Raw genomic sequence first — 19,826 nt, forward strand, 5'->3', positions numbered from 1 at the left:
GCAATGTTTTTTACCGATATTGTTATGGGGACACTATCACCCTTCGTGATTCAACTTCTGTTGTGGAATGCGCTTTTTTCTGACACGAGCCACAGCATAAACGGTTTTAGCTTTCATGATATGATGTATTATTATGCCTTTGCCTTAATTTTCTCACGCTTAAATAATGGTTATAACGTAATGCAATCTTTCTCTAAGCATGTTAAAGAAGGCAAATTAGAAGTCACACTTACCAAACCCTTCAGCTATATGACACAAATGCTATTTACCTTTTTGGGTGAAAGTGTGTTATATGCCATGCCCTTACTGGCTATTTTTGCTATAAAGCTTATTTTATCATACGAAAATATTTCAGGATTGGTCATAGTTTTTATGTTGTTTTTCCTCATTGTTATTCTCTCGCAATTGCTGTGTTTTTTCCTTTCCTTTGCCATTGCCTTATTGAGTTTCTGGGTGATTGAATCCAATATATTGCTTTCTTTCGGTATTCTCAGTTCAGCGCTTCTTGGTGGCACTCTTCTACCTCCCTCTTTTTGGCCAACATGGCTCATTCCATTGATGCAGTTTAATCCTTATCGTTTTACGATATCAGCTCCTGCCGAATTTCTTTCAACGCATGATCTGAAAGTATTTCAAAAATTTATGTTGGGCAGTGTTTTTTATATTTTGTGTCTTTTATTCTTCATTCATATTGCTTGGGAAAAAGGAATGAAAGCATATCATGGAGCGGGAGGATAAACTGAAAACAATCCTTTACTTTATCAGCATGAATATACGCCGACAAATTGTTTACGGTAAAAATTTCACTGGAGAATTTATTCTTTCTCTGTGCTATTATTTTATTCAATTCATCTTTATTGATAAAATCTCTTCTTTTTCAGGAAACATTGGGAACTATAGCAGAGATGAAATTCACCTTATTTTTGTTGTTTTCATTTTGCTTGGGATATTTTTGAATATTTTTACCTATTCTATTGAAGCATTTTTTGAAAACGTTGCGGAGGGGAAAATTGAAGGATATCTGACAAAGCCTGTTTCAATTTGGCTATTAATGCTGTTCGGCTGGTGTAAACCTCTCTATCTGATCAAGCTCTTTGTTCTTTGCGTGAGTGCTTATTCATTTGTCTCATTACCGGATATGTCAGAGATAAAGCTGAAATGGCTTTCCTTTATCGTTGCAATTGCTTGTATCTTTATCGTTAACTTATGCTTTTTCATGATGTTCAACTTTATAACATTCATAACCAACCGTAAAATGCCCGTTGCCTATTTTCATGCAATGCTCTACCAGCTTTCCTTTGTCCCCATAGCAATTTATCCCTTAAATCTTGTGAAATGGCTTTTATTTTTACTGCCCTTAGCTTTTTCTGCTTCCCTACCTGTGTCACTCCTGCTTAGTAAAAATGAATGGCATATTGGCTATCTTCTGTTAAGTACTATTTTGTCCATGACTATAACTTTTGTGATCTATAAAAAATCAATCCGTCAATTTAATGGGCTAGGAGGATGAAATAAAATCAGCATAATGCCAGCAGCATTTCAACATCATCAATAAAATAAAGAAAGTTGTTAAAAATTCGGATGTTTTTCTCATTTTTTCCACAGTATAAGGCGCAGTTAGATGCCCCTATAAAATCTCCCCTATCATCATAATATTGATGCGCTGATATAAAAGCTTGAAAAGTACGCTACCTCTCACTTTAAAAAATGATAAATTAAGACAAACTGTTTCATTGCAGTCTCCTGCAATAACTTTACACTCGAGCCAAATATTTTGATTATATAGAAAAAAATCAGCAGAGATCTTAAAATCCTAAGGTTTGAACACGAAAATGCACCTCAGACCCTTAAAACTTACGGAAGATTTTGCCATGTCCAGGTGCTTCCTGCACTAAAGCAAAATGCTGATCTGAGTTCAGTACTTTCAAAGCTCCCGGAAATTCAATGCAAAAGCGCACTTTCCCAGTGGTAGAATACCAAAAAAATCCTTATAACGACATTTTTGTTGGCAAATTCATTGGTAAAAAAATTTTCTTGAGACGAAATATGCTAAAAATGTCTTAAACCTGAAAACAGTCTCTAGAGATAAGTTTCCAACAGATTCCAAACTATGAAAAAGGCTTAAACCGTTTTGGAGCAGGGGAGTTAAAAGAAATTCCCGATATTTTGACGGTATTTTGCCGGTATTTTGCCGGTATTTTGAATGTTCCACTTACCCTTTTTAAGCCGATATCTCCACAAAACTGCATGCTCCCCACCCTCATGATGAAATCGCCTCAAACAGAGAAGAATACCTGCTACTCAAAAAATTTTGGAGTGCTCACCACGGTAAAACGAAAAGCAATCTTACAATTGATCTCTGATCAAAATAAAAACTTTTAAAATATGGGTATAGGGTTGCTAAACTCCTCTGTTCTTGACTTCCTCCCCCTACCTCAAAGGATGCGAATTTCTCCCAAAATCAGTTGCTAAATAATCTAACTTCTCATTAGAGCTCATCCCATTTAGCTTCCATTTCATATGGTTCTTTCCAGAAAATTCTATAAACACCCCCTCCCCTGAGGGTCCACCATACTCTTTCATAAAACACCACATGATAAAGTTTGTGCCGTGCATCAACACCCTAAAAATGGTGTTGGTACAACAACAAGATAAGTATTCATGCGTATTTTTAAAAAAGCATCTTCTCTCTTCACTGTAGAGACTCTCTTTTTATTATAGACCGCTCTCTTTAATTATAAATGGTGTGCTTAATAGATCTGCATCAATACTTGGCATCTGTTACAAATTCCCTAAAGACATGTTTTTGTATCCAAAATCTCAACACTTTACCAACTTCACAAAAAAATAACAATATGCAATTCTCTCATGATCATAATCCTCAATCTGATTAAAGATGAAACAAACAATACGATTGCGAATATAATTTGAGGAGCTCGTCTGAAATGGAAAAATGATAAAAATACCTGCTATAAAAATTAAAAAAGAAACGATCCGTTGAACAGCAACCACTTTATTTCGGGATTTATGTATAACACTTTACTATTGGAGTATATATTTACTAAAATGCATGACCACGATCTGTAGAATCAGACTTTGGCGAGTAAAACATTTCATTATCTGCTTGTAATAAATTTTGACAATTTTTAGATTCCTTTACAGAAAACCCAAGGAAACATTTTTTCCCCCATTCTTCTCTCAATTTTGCATCTTTTTTAAAATCTTCCACACTATAAGTTTTCTCACATCCCACTACAAATAATAGAGCCATACATAATAAAATAATTTTTTTCATTTTATCCCTCTTTTAATATCCCCCCCAAGCTGAGGTTCTTATTTTATACTGTTTTAAAATACAGCTTTAGTGATCACCACTTCTTATTTTTTAAAATGAGCACGATAGTCAAGTAACACAAAAATATTTACCATAATACAAAATGCACTATAAAAAAGGATCAATCTTTTTTTGCTCCTTTATATTTTTATTATTAATTTCCCCTTTATACGATAACTGTCGTTTCATTTTTTATACTTAACTATTTTAAGATATAAATAAAATAATAAAGAATGCAAGCATGGAGATTTCTTCGTAAAAACTTCAAGCTCAATATTAAACGGAAGATTTTCTTAAAAAACAAATAATTTTATACACTACATTGATACGATTATTGCAGACAAATCGCCCTTGAAAACTAAAGCGAATATTCTAACAACAAACAGACCTTGAAAATAGCTTGCCATAAGTCTACGGCTATGAAAACATAAGCATAATTTTAGAACTTATTTCCATTTTTCCTATGGTCTGTTTTCATTTACTTTGTAAATTTTTTGATAAAAACTATCAAATAAATATGTTCGTAACACCAATCATAAATCGCTAAAGGGATTAATTGCCAAAAGGATTATAAGAGCCATTATCCCTCCGCCATTGTAAAGGTTCGATAAAATCACTGGACCAAAGACCAATTTTGTTGTTGCGTGCGATTTCTTCTGCATGACGATACTGTGTTGGAATAGGATTTTTATTTTCTTTTGCAAGCACCAACATACCCTCCGCAAGACCTGCTTCAGCCAAGTCAACACCACCTACAAAACATTGCGCATAAGAAATACCATTGTGCATCAGAGCCTGCTTACAAGACAAATTCTGACCAAGTGTTTTGGTAACCAACCAAGCCATAGTAACCGCGCCACAAGGCCACTCCTGATCATTTAATTTTGCCTTCTGACGTGGCGCACAACTATCCACTCCATAAAGATGAATATTGCGCGTGATATGCTTACGCCACGATTGCGCAACAGAGGTAAGCAATTTAAATGTAACACCGCTGGTAACCGATGCCTTCCCCTGAAAAACAGCCCCATTACCCAATGAAACAGTTTCTTGTGAATCAACAGCTTGTTTATTTTTTGCTAATTGCTGCTTGATAACGAGCGCCGTTGGCTTTTTCTCTGCCAAACGTATATCCATAATATCTTGGACATTACGCATCGTATATGTTTTGAGAACACTCAAATCGGTTTTCTCTTTGTATTTGCTCATCCCCCATAATATAGAACCCACAATGTAAATAATAACGATCAGTTTAAATCGCCCTAGATTCATACATTCACTTAAAAAATTCATTATTTATTTGCCTTTTCATATTTCTATCAATGATTTACCTACCTTTAAAAGAGAAAACTCTAAGCAAAATATGTTGAGTGTTAACTCCATTATGTAAATAAAAAATATTATTCTCATACGATTGGCTATTTGCCATCTTAAGAAAGAGAATACAACTTAAAATTGCCATTTTTGTGCAACACAATCAAAACATAAAAAAATCTTCTGTCTCTTAAGAAGAAGATTTTGAGAGTGAGCAATAACCACTATCAAAACTTTTTAAAAAATAATTGAGGGAGGATTTGGGCTGCAAATCATAAGGAAGAAAAATTCTGCGCCCACAAGAGACGAGAAGATAAACAATTTTTTTAAAGAGAGGTAAAATGACAAACACTCTATCCAAAAACAGCATCCTTATCGTTATCATGTTGCTTTTAACAGCGTTCGTTATCTCAAATCCGTCTTATGCAGCTTCCACTACGAGTGGGCTGGGGAACATCGATAATGTTTTGCAAACCATTGTTGATATGATGACAGGAGCAACAGCAAAGCTCATTGCCATTCTATGTGTTGCTGCCGTGGGTATTGCTTGGATGTACGGTTTTTTTGATTTGCGCAAAGCAGCTTTTGTTATTATCGGCATTGGCATTGTTTTTGGAGCACCTGCTCTCGTTGGAAAATTAATAGGAGGAGGTACGACATAAATGAATGAAGATCCTCTTTTCCTTGCCTGTACAAGACCTGCCATGTTTGCCGGTGTCACAATAGAAGCGATGGCATTAAATGTTATGGCAACCACCATTCTTTTTATTCTCACAAGCGGTTTTTCCATGCTTGGTCTTGGTGTTGGCATGCACTTTGTTTTGCGTGAAGTAACAAAATACGATCACAATCAGTTTCGTGTGTTATTTGCCTGGCTCAATACAAGAGGAAAACAAAAAAATGTCAATAGATGGGGAGGAGGATCAACGTCCCCCTTACGCCTTATTCGTACTTATAAGGAATTGAGCAGATGAAACAGTCGTCAATCATGAAACGGGAAACTTTGCCTGAAGATTATATTCCCTATATACGCCATATCAATCAACACGTTGTTGCATTAAATTCACGTTGTTTAATGACAGTGATTGCCATTGAAGGCGTAAATTTTGACACTGCAGATATCGATCAATTGAATTCTTTACACAATCAATTAAACACGCTCTTAAAGAATATTGCTGATGAACGTGTTGCTTTATATTCTCATATTATTCGCCGTCGTGAAACAATTTATCCAGAGGGGCGTTTTTTTTCATCTTTTGCAGCAACATTAGATAAAAAATATAAAGAGAAAATGATTTCGCAAGAGCTTTATAGAAATGATCTGTTCGTTTCACTGCTTTGGAATCCGGCATCAGATAAAACCGAACAACTTGCTTTATTTTTCCAGCGTTTAGCAAAAGCTAAAAAGACGCAATCTGAACCAGATCAGGATGCTATTCACAAAATTGAAGAGTTAAGCCAAGATTTTATACACGGTTTAGAAGCCTATGATGCACGAATGCTGTCCATTTATGAACATGAAGGTATTTTATTTTCTGAACAAAGTGAATTTCTTCATCAGTTAGTAGGTGGTAGAAGGGAGCGTATCCCCCTTACATTTGGTACTATTGCCTCAACGATTTATTCAGATCGTGTTATTTTCGGTAAAGAGATCATAGAAATTCGCCATGAAAGCAATGAACGCTTTGTTGGCATATTTGGCTGGAAAGAATATCCCTCAAGAACCCGCCCTGGCATGACCGATGAATTGCTGACAGCCCCTTTTGAATTTATTTTAACACAATCTTTTGTCTTTAAAAGCAAAGCAGCTGCCAGCACCATTATGGGCCGCAAACAAAATCAAATGATTAATACGGCTGATCGTGCCAGCTCACAAATTGAAGCGCTTAATGAAGCTTTAGATGATTTAGAGTCAAATCGTTTTGTTTTGGGAGAACATCATCTCTCTTTGGCTGTTTTTGCAAATCATCCTAAAATATTAGCAGAAAATCTTTCCAAAGCACGTTCGCATTTAACCAATGGTGGTGCTGTTATTGCTAGAGAGGATTTAGGACTAGAAGCTGCATGGTGGGCACAACTACCTGGAAATTTCAGCTATCGAGCACGCTCTGGAGCCATTACCAGCAGGAATTTTGCTGCCCTATCACCCTTTCATTCCTTTCCTATTGGCAAATTAGAAGGTAATGTTTGGGGATCTGCTGTAGCATTACTGAAAACCCAAGCTGGTTCACCTTATTATTTTAATTTTCATTATGGTGATCTTGGTAACACCTTTGTATGCGGTCCATCAGGATCTGGTAAAACAGTAATTGTGAATTTTCTTCTCGCACAATTACAAAAACACAATCCAACAATGGTTTTTTTTGACAAAGATCAAGGTGCAGAGATTTTTGTGCGTGCAGGAGGTGGAAAATATAAACCATTAAAAAACGGGCAACCCACCGGTATCGCACCCTTAAAAGGCTTGAAATACACAGAAAAAAATAAAATCTTTCTTCGTAATTGGATCTTAAAGCTCGTCACAGCTGAAGGACAAACAGTAACAGAAGAAGAGCGACAAGATATCAGCAACGCTATCGATTCCTTAGAAAGCTTGCCCCGGGCGCAACGTTCTCTTGCTGCTCTCCAATTGTTTTTTGATAACACTTCAAAAGAAGGGATTGCTATACGGTTACAACCTTGGATTAAAGGTGAGGCATTAGGTTGGGTTTTTGATAACGATCAAGATGATCTCAATTTAGATGCCCAATTTATTGGTTATGACATGACTGATTTCTTAGATAATGAGGAAATTCGTCGCCCTTTAATGATGTATCTATTTCACCGTATCCTTGATCTTATCGATGGGCGGCGCATTATTATTGTCATTGATGAATTCTGGAAAGCACTTGAAGATGATTCCTTCAAAGCTTTTGCACAAGATCGTCTCAAAACAATCCGTAAACAAAATGGCATGATGCTGTTTGCTACACAAAGTCCTAAAGATGCTTTAAATTCAACAATTGCTCACACGATCATCGAGCAATGTCCCACGCAAATATTTTTTCCCAATCAAAAAGCAAATTATCGTGACTATGTTGAAGATTTCAAACTAACTGAGCGTGAATTTGAACTGATACAGTCAGAATTAAGCAGAGAATCCCGTCGTTTTCTTATCAAACAGGGACAAAATTCCGTCGTTGCAGAACTTAACTTACGCGGAATGGATGATGAGATCGCCGTTTTAAGCGGCACAACCAAAAATATCGAACTCATGAACCAAATCATCAGCGAATATGGAACAGATCCCCAAAAATGGCTGCCCATTTTTCATAAAAGGAGAGAAAAACAATGAAAAAATATGGCTTAATTACACTATTATCTTTATCTTTCATCTCTCATGCAACGTCACAAACAGCACCAATTGCTGATGGCTATTATAAAGATGCATTAGAAAGCACACAAAAATCAGACACCACAAGATCAGAAACAGCTGAATCAATTTATACGTCTACAGCTGAAAACATAAAAGAAATTGAAAATATAAATCAACAACTTGAAAATATTAAATCAAAAGCGGAAACTAAACCTGAAGAATTTCAAGCACTTCAAATAAGGCTCTCCCTTCTTCAAGCAAGGCTTCAGACAGATATCGTAAAACTCCAATCTCTTTCTATGATTGAAACAAAAAATAAAAAAACAATAGAGGAGATCCATGAAGAACAAGCACAGAAAAAACATGAAGAAATGGTAGAAAAATTAAGAGAAAAACTCGAGAATTCTAATGTCAAACTTTAGTTTAGCCCCCTTTGAAAACATTTCTGGATATATTTTAGCTCCACTTGATAATGTAATGAACTCGACAGTGAGTAATTTATCTTCTGCTATTTCAGCTCCACTGAATCTCGCTTCGATCATTTTTATCTTTCTGTATGGCTATAATGTTATGACTGGTCGGGTTGCTCTTTCTATGCATAGCCTTCTCAATAACGTTGTTAAAATCATTGTGGTAACAACCATGGCAACCAACGCAGACACATTCAATATCTATGTCAAAGATATTTTCTTCAATGATTTAGTGAACGCTATTGGAAATGCACTCAACAGCAATTCTACTGGTTCTAATGTTTTTGATTACATTTTGTTACAGGCAACTACACGTTATCAAGAAGTCTTATCGAAAGCTTGGTTCCTGGAAAAGATACTTGTCGGCATCCTTGGTTCTTTAATGATTTTAGCTGTTATTATCTTTTGTATAGGTGGTTTTATTGTGCAAATTTTTGCACAGGTTGCACTTGTCATGATTATAGGTCTTGGCCCTCTCTTTATTAGCCTCTATTTGTTCAATGCAACCAGAAAATTCACCGATGCATGGATTACAACATTGATTAACTTTACCGTTTTGCAGGTTCTGGTAATCATGCTTGGAACCATTATGTGCAAAGTTATTCTACACGTTCTCAAAGACTCATATGATTCAATCTATTACCTTTTCCCTCCTGTTGTTGTGATCTCAATCGTAGGAGCGATTCTCTTCCGTACACTTCCTGGCATTGCCTCTGCTCTCGCTGCTGGTGGACCATACTTTACTGCTGGTGTCTCTTCAGGTGGACAAATTGTCAACATGATTAGCAATAGCGCTAAATCTGGTGGAAATGCAGCAAAAAGCGCACTTTCATACCTCTCTGGTGCAAAAGGTTACGCAGGCAAAGCGGCAAGTTCTGCAGGTGCTGCAAAGGCGGCGAAAATGGGAGCTGGAGGTCGTGGTGGATTTTAATCAGAGCTTCCTAAAAGAAAGCAAAATTCTTGTTTTTACCTTGCGTGCGCTAAAAAGCGCACGCCCCATGCTCATATTGCATACAACAATTGATGTGCTTGATTTCATGAAACCAATCAAACTCTTTCATCGCATGGCTTTTTGAAATCATTCAAAACGAAAGCATCCATGCATTGCATTCCAAAGTATTTGTGAGTTCAAAAAATGAAGCGAAAAATAACTTTTTTTGTAATCCTTACAATCGCCCTTACTGGCTGTGCTTCTCTAAGTGGCCCCAAAAAACCACCACGCTGTAATGGCAAACAAACCCGTGCTTTAAATAAGGATAAATGGGATTGGGAGAATAAAGGTATAATTCTGTCAGAAAAAATCGCAAAGCCTGTTACGACACCAATTATCCTCAACACACTGGAAAGTGAACAAGCGACAGCAGACGTGACACTAAAAGCAGCCTCATTAAATTCCATAAACCAAGAAACATTCTCTCATAGAACCTTGGAGGTCGCGCGTGAAAAGTAATGAATTTGATGAATATATAAAAGAAGCACGCTCATTCGACATTGATCGCATGCATAGCATGCGTGTACGGATGAAAGTTTCTATGGCTTTGACAATACTTTTTGGCTTAATGACAATTGCTTTAGCCTTGGCTGTAGCAGCATTAGCACCTTTAAAAACTGTAGAGCCTTTTGTTATTCGTATTGATAATTCAACAGGCATTGTTGATACGGTTAGTGCATTAAAGGAATCTCCCAATAACTATGATGAAGCGATAACGCGCTATTTTGCTAGCAAATATGTTCGTGCACGTGAAGGCTTTCAAACCGCAGAGGCAGAAAACAATTTTCGCTTGATCTCTCTTTTATCTTCACCAGAAGAACAAAACCGTTTTGCAAGATGGTATGCAGGCAACAATCCAGAAAGTCCGCAAAATATCTATCAAAACATGACCGTCACGGTTGCAATAAAATCAATTTCCTTCTTAAGCAAAGATCTTATTCAAGTACGTTATTATAAAACGGTCAGAGAACTAAATGGCAAAGAGAATATTTCCCATTGGGTTTCGATCTTAAATTTTTCCTACATTAATGCACGCATTTCAACAAAAGACCGCTTAATCAACCCACTTGGCTTTCAAGTATCGGAATATCGCTCCGATCCAGAGGTGATAAAATGATCAGATTCTCTCATATAATCTTAGCATTCATTATCGCGATAAGCTATCATACAGCTTTCTCATTTGCAGAAACTGCGCCTGTGAGTGCACGCAAAGACAATCGCATTAGATTTATCAATTATGACCCATACAATGTCACAAAAATCATTGGTTCTATTCGTTCTTCGGTCCAATTGGAATTTGCCGATGATGAAGAAGTGACTTATGTGGGAATTGGTAATTCTGTTGCTTGGCAAGTTGCACCAGCCGGCCACTTTGTTTTTCTCAAACCGCGCGAAGTTCAACCTGTTACCAATTTACAAATTGTCACAACCCGCCAAGATGCGACAAAACGCTCCTACCAATTTGAACTACAAGTGCGTGAAGGAGATGTTTCAGCAGGTAATGAGACATATTTTTTGGTAAAGTTTCGCTATCCAGAAGATGAAGCCTTGCGTCGAAAATTAGCAGAAGCAGAAAAAGCCGCACAGCGCGAGAAAAATGTTGTTAATGACGTTTTAAATATTCATGAAAATTTTGGACCACGAAATTGGGCTTATGAGGCACAAGGCTCACCCCTCATTGAACCTACTTCTGTCTATGACAACGGTAAAACAACAACATTTACATTTCTAGGCAATACTGAAATCCCTGCTATTTATCTTGTCTCACGTGATGGGCAAGAAGCTCTCGTTCCAAAATCGATTAAAGGAAATCAGGTCATAGTTCATGCTACAGCTGCGCAATTCACTTTGCGCCGTGGCAATGACGTATTGTGTATCTTCAATAAAAATTTTGTGCCTGCAGGGATTAACCCCGAAACCGGTACAACATCCCCATCCGTACAACGTAAAGTGAACATAGGAAACAGCCATGAATAATACAATGGATGAAAAAAGCATCAATGATCGCGATACGATAACAAATTTGCAAGGCAAAAAACAACAAGGCAATGTGGGCAAAGCAATAGCTCTTGTAATTCTTTTCAGTGTCTGCCTTTATTTAGCATATTCAACGCTTGCAACAGATAAAAAACAAGCTATTGAACCTCCTAAAGAAGGAATTATTAAGCAAACAGAATTTTTTCGCCCAGCAGAGCCAAAGCCTATAGCTCTTGAACAGCCCTCACAAAATAACGCTTTATTACCCAAAGTTGAATTACCAACACCAAAAATAAATCACCAAAATCCGATGATGATAAACTCTTAGAAGCTGCACAACGTGCTCCTGTACTCGCCTATGCAACCCCCCATCAAACCACCACAACCACAGCAGCAAATAAGGATGCTTTACTGAATCAAGAAGAAAACAAACCTGATAAAACAGCACAGCAGTTTAATCATCTTCTCAAGCCCACCACCCTTAGCGGTATTCGCGCGTCCATCCTCGGCGATCGTAATTACATTATTGCCATGGGCGCTTCTATCCCTTGTATCTTAGAAACGGCAATCAGCAGTGATCAACCAGGATTTACCAGTTGTATTGTTTCTAGAGATATTTTGTCAGATAACGGACGCGTTGTTCTCCTTGATAAAGGTACACAAATTATTGGTGAATATCGTGCTGGATTAAAAAGGGGGCAAAATCGTCTCTTTGTGCTCTGGAATAGAGCCAAAACACCAAATGGTATCATTATCACACTTGCTTCACCAGCAACAGACGCTTTAGGGCGTTCTGGTATGGATGGAGATATTGATAATCATTGGTTCGAGAGGATTGGTTCTGCGCTTCTTGTATCGATTGTAAAAGATGCAACCAGCTATGTAAGAGGCCGTTTCTTAAAAGGTCCAGAAAAAAGCTCTGCTGAAACAGCCTCTTCGGGAGAAAATATTGCAAATATTCTCACAGAAAATTACGCCAATATTCCTCCAACATTGACCAAAAACCAAGGAGAAATGGTTAATGTTTTTGTTGCCCGCGATTTAGATTTTTCCAATGTTTATAAATTGAAAATCATCGAAAAAAACAACAGATTACCAATCGTGCCCTTTCAAAAAACTTTTATAAAAATTCTGCAGTGACGCTAAAATGAATCAGAACTTGCACAGCTTGAACGATGAAACCATTGCAATTGTTTTAACAAAACTCGAACCACTCAGTGCTTTTTTAAAAGACGATAGTCTTTTTGAAATTGTTATCAATCGTCCCTATCAAGTGATGATTGAAGGGGTTAAGGGATGGGAAACCATAGAAGCACCATCTCTCTCCTTTCATGAACTTATGGGGATTGCTAAAGTTGTTGCGTCTTATTCTAAGCAAAATATATCGGACAAAAATCCCATATTATCTGCGACTCTTCCAGGAAATGAGCGTATTCAAATTGTCATTCCACCAGCGGTAGAAAAAGATACGATTAGTATGACAATTCGCAAACCCTCCTCGCAAAGTTTTTCTCTTGAAGATCTTGCCAACAAAGATCTCTTTTCCCTGTGTGAACAAGTGTCATTTACACCGTTAAATGATTACCCTTCACGTTTTAACGAGCTCAAAAACACCGAATATGAATTAGCAACTGCCTATTGTAATAAGGATTTTGTCTCCTTTTTAAATCAGGCTGTAAAATGCCAAAAAAATATTTTAATTGCTGGAAAAACCGGTTCTGGCAAAACAACATTATCCAAAGCATTAATCGCCAAAATTCCTCATGATGAGCGTATTATCACCATTGAAGATACGCAAGAATTGGTTGTCTCTCAACCCAATCATGTTTCTATGATTTATTCAAAAGACCGGCAAGGCTTAGCCTCTGTTGGCCCCAAAGAATTGCTTGAATCTGCTTTACGCATGCGCCCTGACCGCATTCTTTTACAAGAACTTCGAGATGGTACAGCTTTTTATTATATCCGCAATGTCAATTCAGGACACCCTGGTTCAATTACCACGGTTCATGCCTCAACAGCTCTTGCTGCCTTTGAACAAATGACTCTTTTGGTCAAAGAAAGTGAGGGAGGAAGCGATTTAGAACGTGATGATATTCGCGGTCTATTGATTTCAATGATTGATATTATCATTCAATGTAAACGGATTGAAGGAAAATTTAAAGTCACGGAAATCTATTATGATCCATTCAAACAACGCAACATCTTTGGTGGTAACTAAAGAGAAATAAGGTCTACTAAAAAGGCTTTTTAAAGGCAGTCCTTGAAAAGCTAGAAAGGAAGAATAAATGCCAACAAAGACAACAGAAAATCTTTTATCGATAACAGCAGAAGAACTACAGCAGCGCCGTGAAACTGTTGACGCCACCATAAACAGCCATGCGCTTGAAGGAATAATGCTTCATTCCAAAACGCTCAAAATTTTGGAAGAATATGCCAAAGGAAATATTTCACTAGAAGAATTTAACACTCTCATGGACAGCGCAATATTATAAAGAGGTAACAATGCCAAAAGCAAAAGCAAAAACAAAAAATATACAAATAACTTCTCCTCATCATTATGTCTATCCAAATACCACGACACTCAAAAACAAATATGGAATAAAAGACTTCAAAGCCTTTCTAGAGAAAACCTCGCATGATTCAGCAAAAGCAATGGTTAATCTGCGTGAATCTCCTCTGCCAGAACAGTTTAATAGTTCTTATCTATGCCATATTCATTCCCAGTTATTTAAAGATACATTTGAATGGGCAGGACATTTTCGCCATGTCCCCTTTACATTTGAAGATGGCACCACAGCCGCCATGCCAGAAATGAAAAGAACAGGATGGGAAAATGCTTTTGCACTGGGTGATGAAATCCAAGAAGGTCTACAAAAATTAGATAAAACGCTTGTAGAAAAAAATAATTTGCGAGGTTTAACGCGTGAAGAATTTAACTTTCAAGCAATAAGCTTATTTAACTCTCTCAATCAACTTCACCCTTTTAGAGAAGGCAATGGACGCACACAACGAGCATTTTTTGAAAATCTTGCCAAAGCCGCAGGCCATCAACTTGAATTTTCGCTTGTCACCAAAGAACGCATGATGCTCGCCAGTATTGCAGTAGCAGAAAAAGGCGATCTAGAACCTATGCAACATCTGTTTGAAGATATCTCCAATCCAGAAAAAATTCACCTTTTAAAGGAATTTACAGACAACATGAAAGCGCTTGGACGCAATGTGAATGATCGTCCTGTTATGGTAACAAAGGAAGGTGAAACTTACACAGGGACATACAGAGGTGCTGGTTTTAATAGCTTTGCTTGCAATGTGAAGGGGGCTTACATCATCGGCAATAAAGAACATCTCACACCAGAACAACTTAAAACATTAAAACCCGGTGATAGATTTACCTTCACCGTCCCACAAAAACAAGAGTTAAAAAACACGCTCATTCCAAAAGAAACAATAGCCCCTTTGACAGCAAATGAGCTTGCCGAAAAGATTGCTGAAGATGCCTGTGTCCACACTGCTCGAGACCAAATCCAGAAATGTGCAAAAATTGTCTATGGTAACTCAAAAGCATTAAACGAAAAGATGGTGGAGATTATTAAAAATCCAAACTTTGGCCAAAACCTTGCCAATCAGATTGAAAAAGCTCCTCACTCTGTTTCTCGTCTTGCAGGGATCGACCTTTTTTGCTTTCAAAATCAAGCACGTGCAAACGCTAAAAATCATATTGATGTTCTTTGTAATGCAATTGTAAATTTTACATATGCGGTAAAACATGCTAAAAAAGAAATCACCCAAGAACATCAAGAACAACAAAATTGCCGTGCAAAATCGGTAGAAATGCCGAGCCAAGAGCTGCAAAATCTCTTTGGTCTACCAGAAGAATTGCAGCAAGAGGCTTTAACGCATAATCCTCTTCTTCAAAAAGAACTTAGCAATCTTATAAAAAACGTTAATGTGCGTCTTTCCTCACAAGAGCATAAAGCGATCAGAAATGGTGACTGTGAAACGCTCGCGCGAACTCTCGGCACATCGGTCAAGAAAGCAGAAGAAATTACACACACTATTCAAAAAATCAAAGAAGTCTACCAGCAAACCCAAGAACGTAAACTCAATCATTCAAATGTGCTTGCTATGGCTAGCTAAAACTATAAGACATTTTACCTTCATTTACATTATTCATGAGTGGAAATATTTTGATACTTCACCACTCATGAAAAAAGCGATTTTAGGGTCCTACCAGTAATTTTGCAAAGAGCACACGTCATTTCTAGAGAAAATCGAAAGTAAGACAAGAATGAAATACACAAAGACACAACTGGCAACTATTTTAGCGCCAATTGCTCTAGGCACTCTAGTAATATTTCTCGTCCCTCATTTGTTGTTATTTGTCACAAATGGATTGCAAACCAAGCAACTTTATTGGTATCTTCGCTCAGAGCCCTTATTGGTACTGGTACTGGTTGCTACCGTATCACTGCTTTATAGCTTCTCACAAAAACTGCATCTACGTAAAGGGATTACCTTTATCTCAGCTCTCTTTTTTGGCATCACTGCCCTCTATCATATTGGCGGTGAAATAAAACGTTTAAGCCCCTATGTTGGCCAACAAGGGATAAGTTGGGGCTATGCTCTAAAGTTCATGGATCCAATGGTTGTCTTTGGTACTATTATCGGCGTTACTCTTTTAGCAGTTCAGCTCATAACAATCTCTCCGCGTGCAAGCAAAGTCAAACGTGCAAAAAAAGGTGTTTTGGGTGATGCTTCATGGATGTCTTTAAAAGATGCGGCGAAAATCTTTCCTGCCAACGGTCAAATTGTTGTTGGTGAAAGATACCGTGTTGATCAAGATAGCGTACGCAATATTCCGTTTGCACCTGGTGATAAAACAACATGGGGGAAAGGTGGAAAAGCACCTTTGCTCAGCTTTAATCTTGATTTTGGTTCAACGCACATGATCTTTTTTGCCGGTTCTGGTGGATATAAAACGACAAGTACAGTCGTTCCAACATGTTTAACCTATCCAGGCTCTATTGTTTGTCTTGACCCTTCAACAGAAATTGCACCAATGGTCAGATTTGCGCGGAAAAAAATGAATAATAGAAATGTTATTGTTCTCGACCCCAATTCTATTCTAACAAAAAATTTTAATGTACTCGATTGGCTTTTAGATGATAGCGTACCACGCACAAAGCGTGAAGCAAATATTGTGGGTTTTGCCAAATTACTTATTACAGATAAAAAATCAGAGAATTCTTCAGCAGAATATTTTTCAACACAAGCGCATAATCTTTTAACCGCTCTTCTTGCACATGTTATATTTTCTGATGAATATGAAGAAAGTGAACGCAATTTAAAAACTTTGCGCACCATCCTCTCTCAGTCAGAAACGGCTGTTGTAAATCAATTGCGCATGATTCAGGAAACAACACCTTCTCTTTTCATTCGTGAAATGGTTGGTATTTTTACAGAAATGGCAGACCAAACTTTTTCAGGAGTCTACACAACTGCGTCAAAAGACACCCAGTGGCTTTCTTTATCCAATTACGCTGATCTTGTTTGTGGAGATGACTTTTCATCATCGGATCTTGCAAATGGCAATACAGATGTTTTTCTCAACCTTCCCGCAAGCATTTTGAACAGTTACCCAGCAATTGGACGGGTGATTATTGGTGCCTTTCTCAATGCAATGGTTACAGCTGACGGAAATTACAAAAAGCGTGTTTTGTTTGTCTTGGATGAAGTGGATCTTCTTGGTTATATGAACATTTTAGAAGAAGCACGCGATCGCGGTCGTAAATATGGCACATCCTTGATGCTCTTTTATCAATCCTCTGGTCAGTTAGTCAATCACTTTGGAGAAGCAGGAGCACGATCATGGTTTGAAAGTTGCTCCTTTGTAAGTTATGCCGCCATCAAAGATCTCCAAACAGCCAAAGATATTTCAGAGCGCTGTGGTCAAATGACAGTTGAAGTAACCGGAACAAGTAAATCAAGAGGTTTGTCTTTGGGAAAAAGCTCTTACAATATTAATTCTCAACAAAGAGCGTTGATTTTACCCCATGAGATTATTCAAGAAATGCGCCAAGATGAACAAATTATTCTTATGCAAGGACAGCGCCCTTTACGATGTGGTCGAGCGGTTTACTTTAGAAGAAAAGAAATGTTAGCAGCTACTGAAAAGAACCGATTTGCTCCTAAAGCACAGAAAAATTAAAAACTATCTCCCTATGGAGACTATACATCAAAACAAGAACAACAACATCAAAGGGTAAAAGCAAAAATTCTGTTTCATAAAACCTCACAAATAAGGAATTTCCGCATGATCCAGAAAGAAAAATGTGGGGGGAAAAAGTCCTTGAATGGTATTGTTATATTTGTGTTTACCAAGCTCAATATTCTTTATCAAACGCTCTCTTCACCACCAAATAATGCATATCAATCATATCTATGTCTTAAGAACCCTATCAAGAAGTTTTTGAAGGCGACTCTTTTCCCTTATCCAATGCTCAAGATTTCAAAAGAATATGCGAGGGGGATTTTCAAACAAAAAGTTCTACACACTCTCATGAAAAGTGTAACATTATAAGGAATGTAACAATGCCAAAAGCAAAAACAAAAAATACACTTTCTTCCTCACCCCATCATTATATCTATCCCGGTACCCAAATACTCAAAAATAAATATGGAGAAACGGATTTAAAACGCTTTCTGGAAAAATCCTCCCATGACATAGAACAAGCCAAAATCAGTTTGCGTGAAGAGCCGCTACCAGAATATTTTGATGGTGCTTATCTATGTCATATCCATCAAGAATTGTTTAAAAATACTTTCGAATGGGCTGGACATCTGCGCCATATTCCTTTCACATTTGCAGATGGTAGCGTTGCCGCCATGCCAGAAATGAAAAGAATGGAATGGGGCAATGATTTTGCAACCAGTGAAGAGATCCCCAAACTCTTACAAAAATTAGAGCAAACCCTTGCCGAAAAAGATAATTTACAAGGTCTAACGCGCGAAGAATTTATCGTGGAGGCAACGAGCTTATTTCATTCTCTTTACAAAATTCATCCATTTATAGATGGCAATGAACACACAGAACAAGTTTTTTTTGAAAATCTCGCCAAAGCCGCAGGATATCAGCTTGACTTTTCACTTGCCACACAAAAACGCATGGTGGCTGTGTGTACCGAAGCAATACAATATGGCAATACACAACTATTGAAAGACCTTTTTGAAGATATATCCAATCCAGAAAAAATACGTCTTTTAAAAGAGTTTATGGACCACATCAACAATACAGGACGCGATGTGAATAATCGCCTTGTTATGGCAACAAAAGCAGGAGAAACCTATATGGGAACCTATAAAGGTTGTTATTCAGAAGGTTTTGTGCTCGATGTGCAAGGGACTTACATCATTGGTAACAAAGATGATCTCACACCAGAACGATTAAAATCATTAAAATCCGGCGATATCATTACCTTTACCACCCCCAAAAACAAAGAGCTTGAAAACACGCTTATTCCAAAAGAAACATTAGCGCCTCTCACAAAAAGTGAATGTGCCAGAACAGTTGCATTGAATAGCTATGTCCTTAAAGCTCAAAAGCAAGTCCGAGAACACGCAAAAGCCGTTTATGGTAATGCAAACGCATTAAACGAACAGATAGAAGAGATTATTAAAAATCCAGAATTAGGCCGACAATTTGCCCATCAAATTAAACAGGCACCGCGCTCTGTTTTGCCTCTTGCAGGTTTCAGTATATGCGGTCTACAAAATCCCGCACGTATACACGCTCGAAATTATCTTGATGGGCTCTCTCTTGCCGTTGAGAATTATGTCTACACTGTAGAAGCTACCTATAATATAATCACTCGAAACCATAAAATTGAACAAGAACGTCTTGGAAAAACGGTAGAAAATCCCAGTCAAAATTTGCAAAACCTTTTTGCCTTACCACCCGAACAACAAAGAGAAGCCTTGTCTCAATCTTCTCAGTTATACCAAGAACTTCGCACTTTTATACGCAGTTTAGAATATCGTCTTTCATCAAACGAATGGAGTGCGATCACAAATAAAGATTATGAAACACTTGCCCAAAATATTGGCGTATCAGAACAGAAAGCACGAGAAATTACCAACACTGTTCAAAAAGCCAAAGAAACCCATCAACAAGCCCACACATATGCAACCGCTCGCTCAAATACGCTCTCTATTGCCAGTTAAAAAATATGCAACCTTATATTTAATTTGAACACCCATCTTGATCTGAACATCCATGTAGAAGAAATGTTTTCATATTCTTATCATCCATGCAAAAATAGATCACTTAAGTGCCCTACCAGTAATTTTGCACAGAACATGCATGCCATCTCTAAAATAATTGAACAA

The 19,826-nt window shown here is 37.5% G+C and carries 17 protein-coding genes and 2 pseudogenes; 17 read left to right on the top strand and 2 right to left on the bottom strand.

The window, feature by feature from the left end:
• The first annotated feature begins 24 nt into the window (after window positions 1-24).
• The 3 genes and pseudogenes from QWU_RS00520 (at window position 25) to QWU_RS10220 (ending at window position 2,382) form a co-directional block, all read left to right on the top strand.
• The gene (locus tag QWU_RS00520; RefSeq protein WP_240532129.1) at window positions 25-738 is read left to right on the top strand and encodes an ABC-2 family transporter protein; all 714 of its coding nucleotides are present in this window, start codon (window positions 25-27) and stop codon (window positions 736-738) included.
• The gene (locus QWU_RS00525; RefSeq protein WP_006590449.1) at window positions 722-1,510 is read left to right on the top strand and encodes an ABC-2 family transporter protein; all 789 of its coding nucleotides are present in this window, start codon (window positions 722-724) and stop codon (window positions 1,508-1,510) included. The genes QWU_RS00520 and QWU_RS00525 overlap by 17 nt, the downstream gene beginning before the upstream one ends.
• 434 nt (window positions 1,511-1,944) lie before the next feature.
• Window positions 1,945-2,382, top strand: a pseudogene (locus tag QWU_RS10220) (helix-turn-helix domain-containing protein).
• A gap of 679 nt (window positions 2,383-3,061) precedes the next feature.
• Here QWU_RS10220 and QWU_RS00540 read toward each other — a convergent pair.
• Both QWU_RS00540 and QWU_RS00545 read right to left on the bottom strand, forming a co-directional pair.
• Window positions 3,062-3,295 (bottom strand): EexN family lipoprotein, encoded by a 234-nt coding sequence (locus QWU_RS00540; protein WP_006590451.1) that lies wholly within the window; start codon window positions 3,293-3,295, stop codon window positions 3,062-3,064.
• Window positions 3,296-3,886: 591 nt separating this feature from the next.
• Window positions 3,887-4,627 carry a hypothetical protein gene (locus QWU_RS00545; RefSeq protein ID WP_006590452.1) on the bottom strand — a complete coding sequence of 247 codons (741 nt, stop codon included), beginning with the start codon at window positions 4,625-4,627 and terminating at the stop codon, window positions 3,887-3,889.
• A 362-nt stretch (window positions 4,628-4,989) separates the two neighbouring features.
• On the opposite strand from QWU_RS00545, the gene QWU_RS00550 reads away from it, so the two are divergent.
• From QWU_RS00550 to QWU_RS00625, 14 genes and pseudogenes are all read left to right on the top strand, one after another.
• Window positions 4,990-5,310 carry a TrbC/VirB2 family protein gene (locus QWU_RS00550; RefSeq protein ID WP_006590453.1) on the top strand — a complete coding sequence of 107 codons (321 nt, stop codon included), beginning with the start codon at window positions 4,990-4,992 and terminating at the stop codon, window positions 5,308-5,310.
• Window positions 5,311-5,622: a VirB3 family type IV secretion system protein gene (locus QWU_RS00555; protein ID WP_006590454.1), complete on the top strand. Its 312-nt coding sequence runs from the start codon at window positions 5,311-5,313 to the stop codon at window positions 5,620-5,622.
• Entirely contained in the window at window positions 5,619-7,982 is a 2,364-nt protein-coding gene (locus QWU_RS00560; RefSeq protein ID WP_006590455.1) for a VirB4 family type IV secretion/conjugal transfer ATPase, read from the top strand. Before QWU_RS00555 ends, QWU_RS00560 begins: the two co-directional genes overlap by 4 nt.
• Window positions 7,979-8,425 carry a TrbJ/VirB5 family protein gene (locus tag QWU_RS00565; RefSeq protein ID WP_006590456.1) on the top strand — a complete coding sequence of 149 codons (447 nt, stop codon included), beginning with the start codon at window positions 7,979-7,981 and terminating at the stop codon, window positions 8,423-8,425. The genes QWU_RS00560 and QWU_RS00565 overlap by 4 nt, the downstream gene beginning before the upstream one ends.
• Window positions 8,412-9,404: a TrbL/VirB6 family protein gene (locus QWU_RS00570; protein ID WP_006590457.1), complete on the top strand. Its 993-nt coding sequence runs from the start codon at window positions 8,412-8,414 to the stop codon at window positions 9,402-9,404. Before QWU_RS00565 ends, QWU_RS00570 begins: the two co-directional genes overlap by 14 nt.
• A 204-nt stretch (window positions 9,405-9,608) precedes the next feature.
• Window positions 9,609-9,923 carry a hypothetical protein gene (locus tag QWU_RS00580; RefSeq protein ID WP_017195949.1) on the top strand — a complete coding sequence of 105 codons (315 nt, stop codon included), beginning with the start codon at window positions 9,609-9,611 and terminating at the stop codon, window positions 9,921-9,923.
• Entirely contained in the window at window positions 9,913-10,581 is a 669-nt protein-coding gene (locus QWU_RS00585; RefSeq protein ID WP_006590459.1) for a VirB8 family type IV secretion system protein, read from the top strand. Before QWU_RS00580 ends, QWU_RS00585 begins: the two co-directional genes overlap by 11 nt.
• Window positions 10,578-11,441, top strand: a complete 864-nt coding sequence (gene virB9 / locus QWU_RS00590; RefSeq protein ID WP_006590460.1) for a P-type conjugative transfer protein VirB9 — start codon at window positions 10,578-10,580, stop codon at window positions 11,439-11,441. Before QWU_RS00585 ends, virB9 begins: the two co-directional genes overlap by 4 nt.
• Window positions 11,434-12,592 (top strand): annotated as a pseudogene (virB10, locus tag QWU_RS08815) (type IV secretion system protein VirB10). Before virB9 ends, virB10 begins: the two are co-directional and overlap by 8 nt.
• Entirely contained in the window at window positions 12,589-13,659 is a 1,071-nt protein-coding gene (virB11, locus tag QWU_RS00600; RefSeq protein ID WP_006590462.1) for a P-type DNA transfer ATPase VirB11, read from the top strand. Before virB10 ends, virB11 begins: the two are co-directional and overlap by 4 nt.
• A gap of 67 nt (window positions 13,660-13,726) precedes the next feature.
• Window positions 13,727-13,933 carry an antitoxin VbhA family protein gene (locus QWU_RS00605; protein ID WP_006590463.1) on the top strand — a complete coding sequence of 69 codons (207 nt, stop codon included), beginning with the start codon at window positions 13,727-13,729 and terminating at the stop codon, window positions 13,931-13,933.
• Window positions 13,934-13,943: 10 nt separating this feature from the next.
• A complete protein-coding gene (locus QWU_RS00610; RefSeq protein WP_017195950.1) occupies window positions 13,944-15,578 on the top strand; it encodes a BID domain-containing T4SS effector in 1,635 nt (544 codons plus the stop codon).
• Between the two features lie 151 nt (window positions 15,579-15,729).
• Window positions 15,730-17,649, top strand: a complete 1,920-nt coding sequence (traG, locus tag QWU_RS00615; RefSeq protein WP_006590465.1) for a Ti-type conjugative transfer system protein TraG — start codon at window positions 15,730-15,732, stop codon at window positions 17,647-17,649.
• 383 nt (window positions 17,650-18,032) lie between these two features.
• Window positions 18,033-19,661: a BID domain-containing T4SS effector gene (locus QWU_RS00625; RefSeq protein WP_017195951.1), complete on the top strand. Its 1,629-nt coding sequence runs from the start codon at window positions 18,033-18,035 to the stop codon at window positions 19,659-19,661.
• Window positions 19,662-19,826 lie beyond the last annotated feature (165 nt).

This window comes from Bartonella birtlesii IBS 325 (genome assembly GCF_000273375.1).
GTDB classification, from domain to species: Bacteria; Pseudomonadota; Alphaproteobacteria; order Rhizobiales; family Rhizobiaceae; genus Bartonella; species Bartonella birtlesii.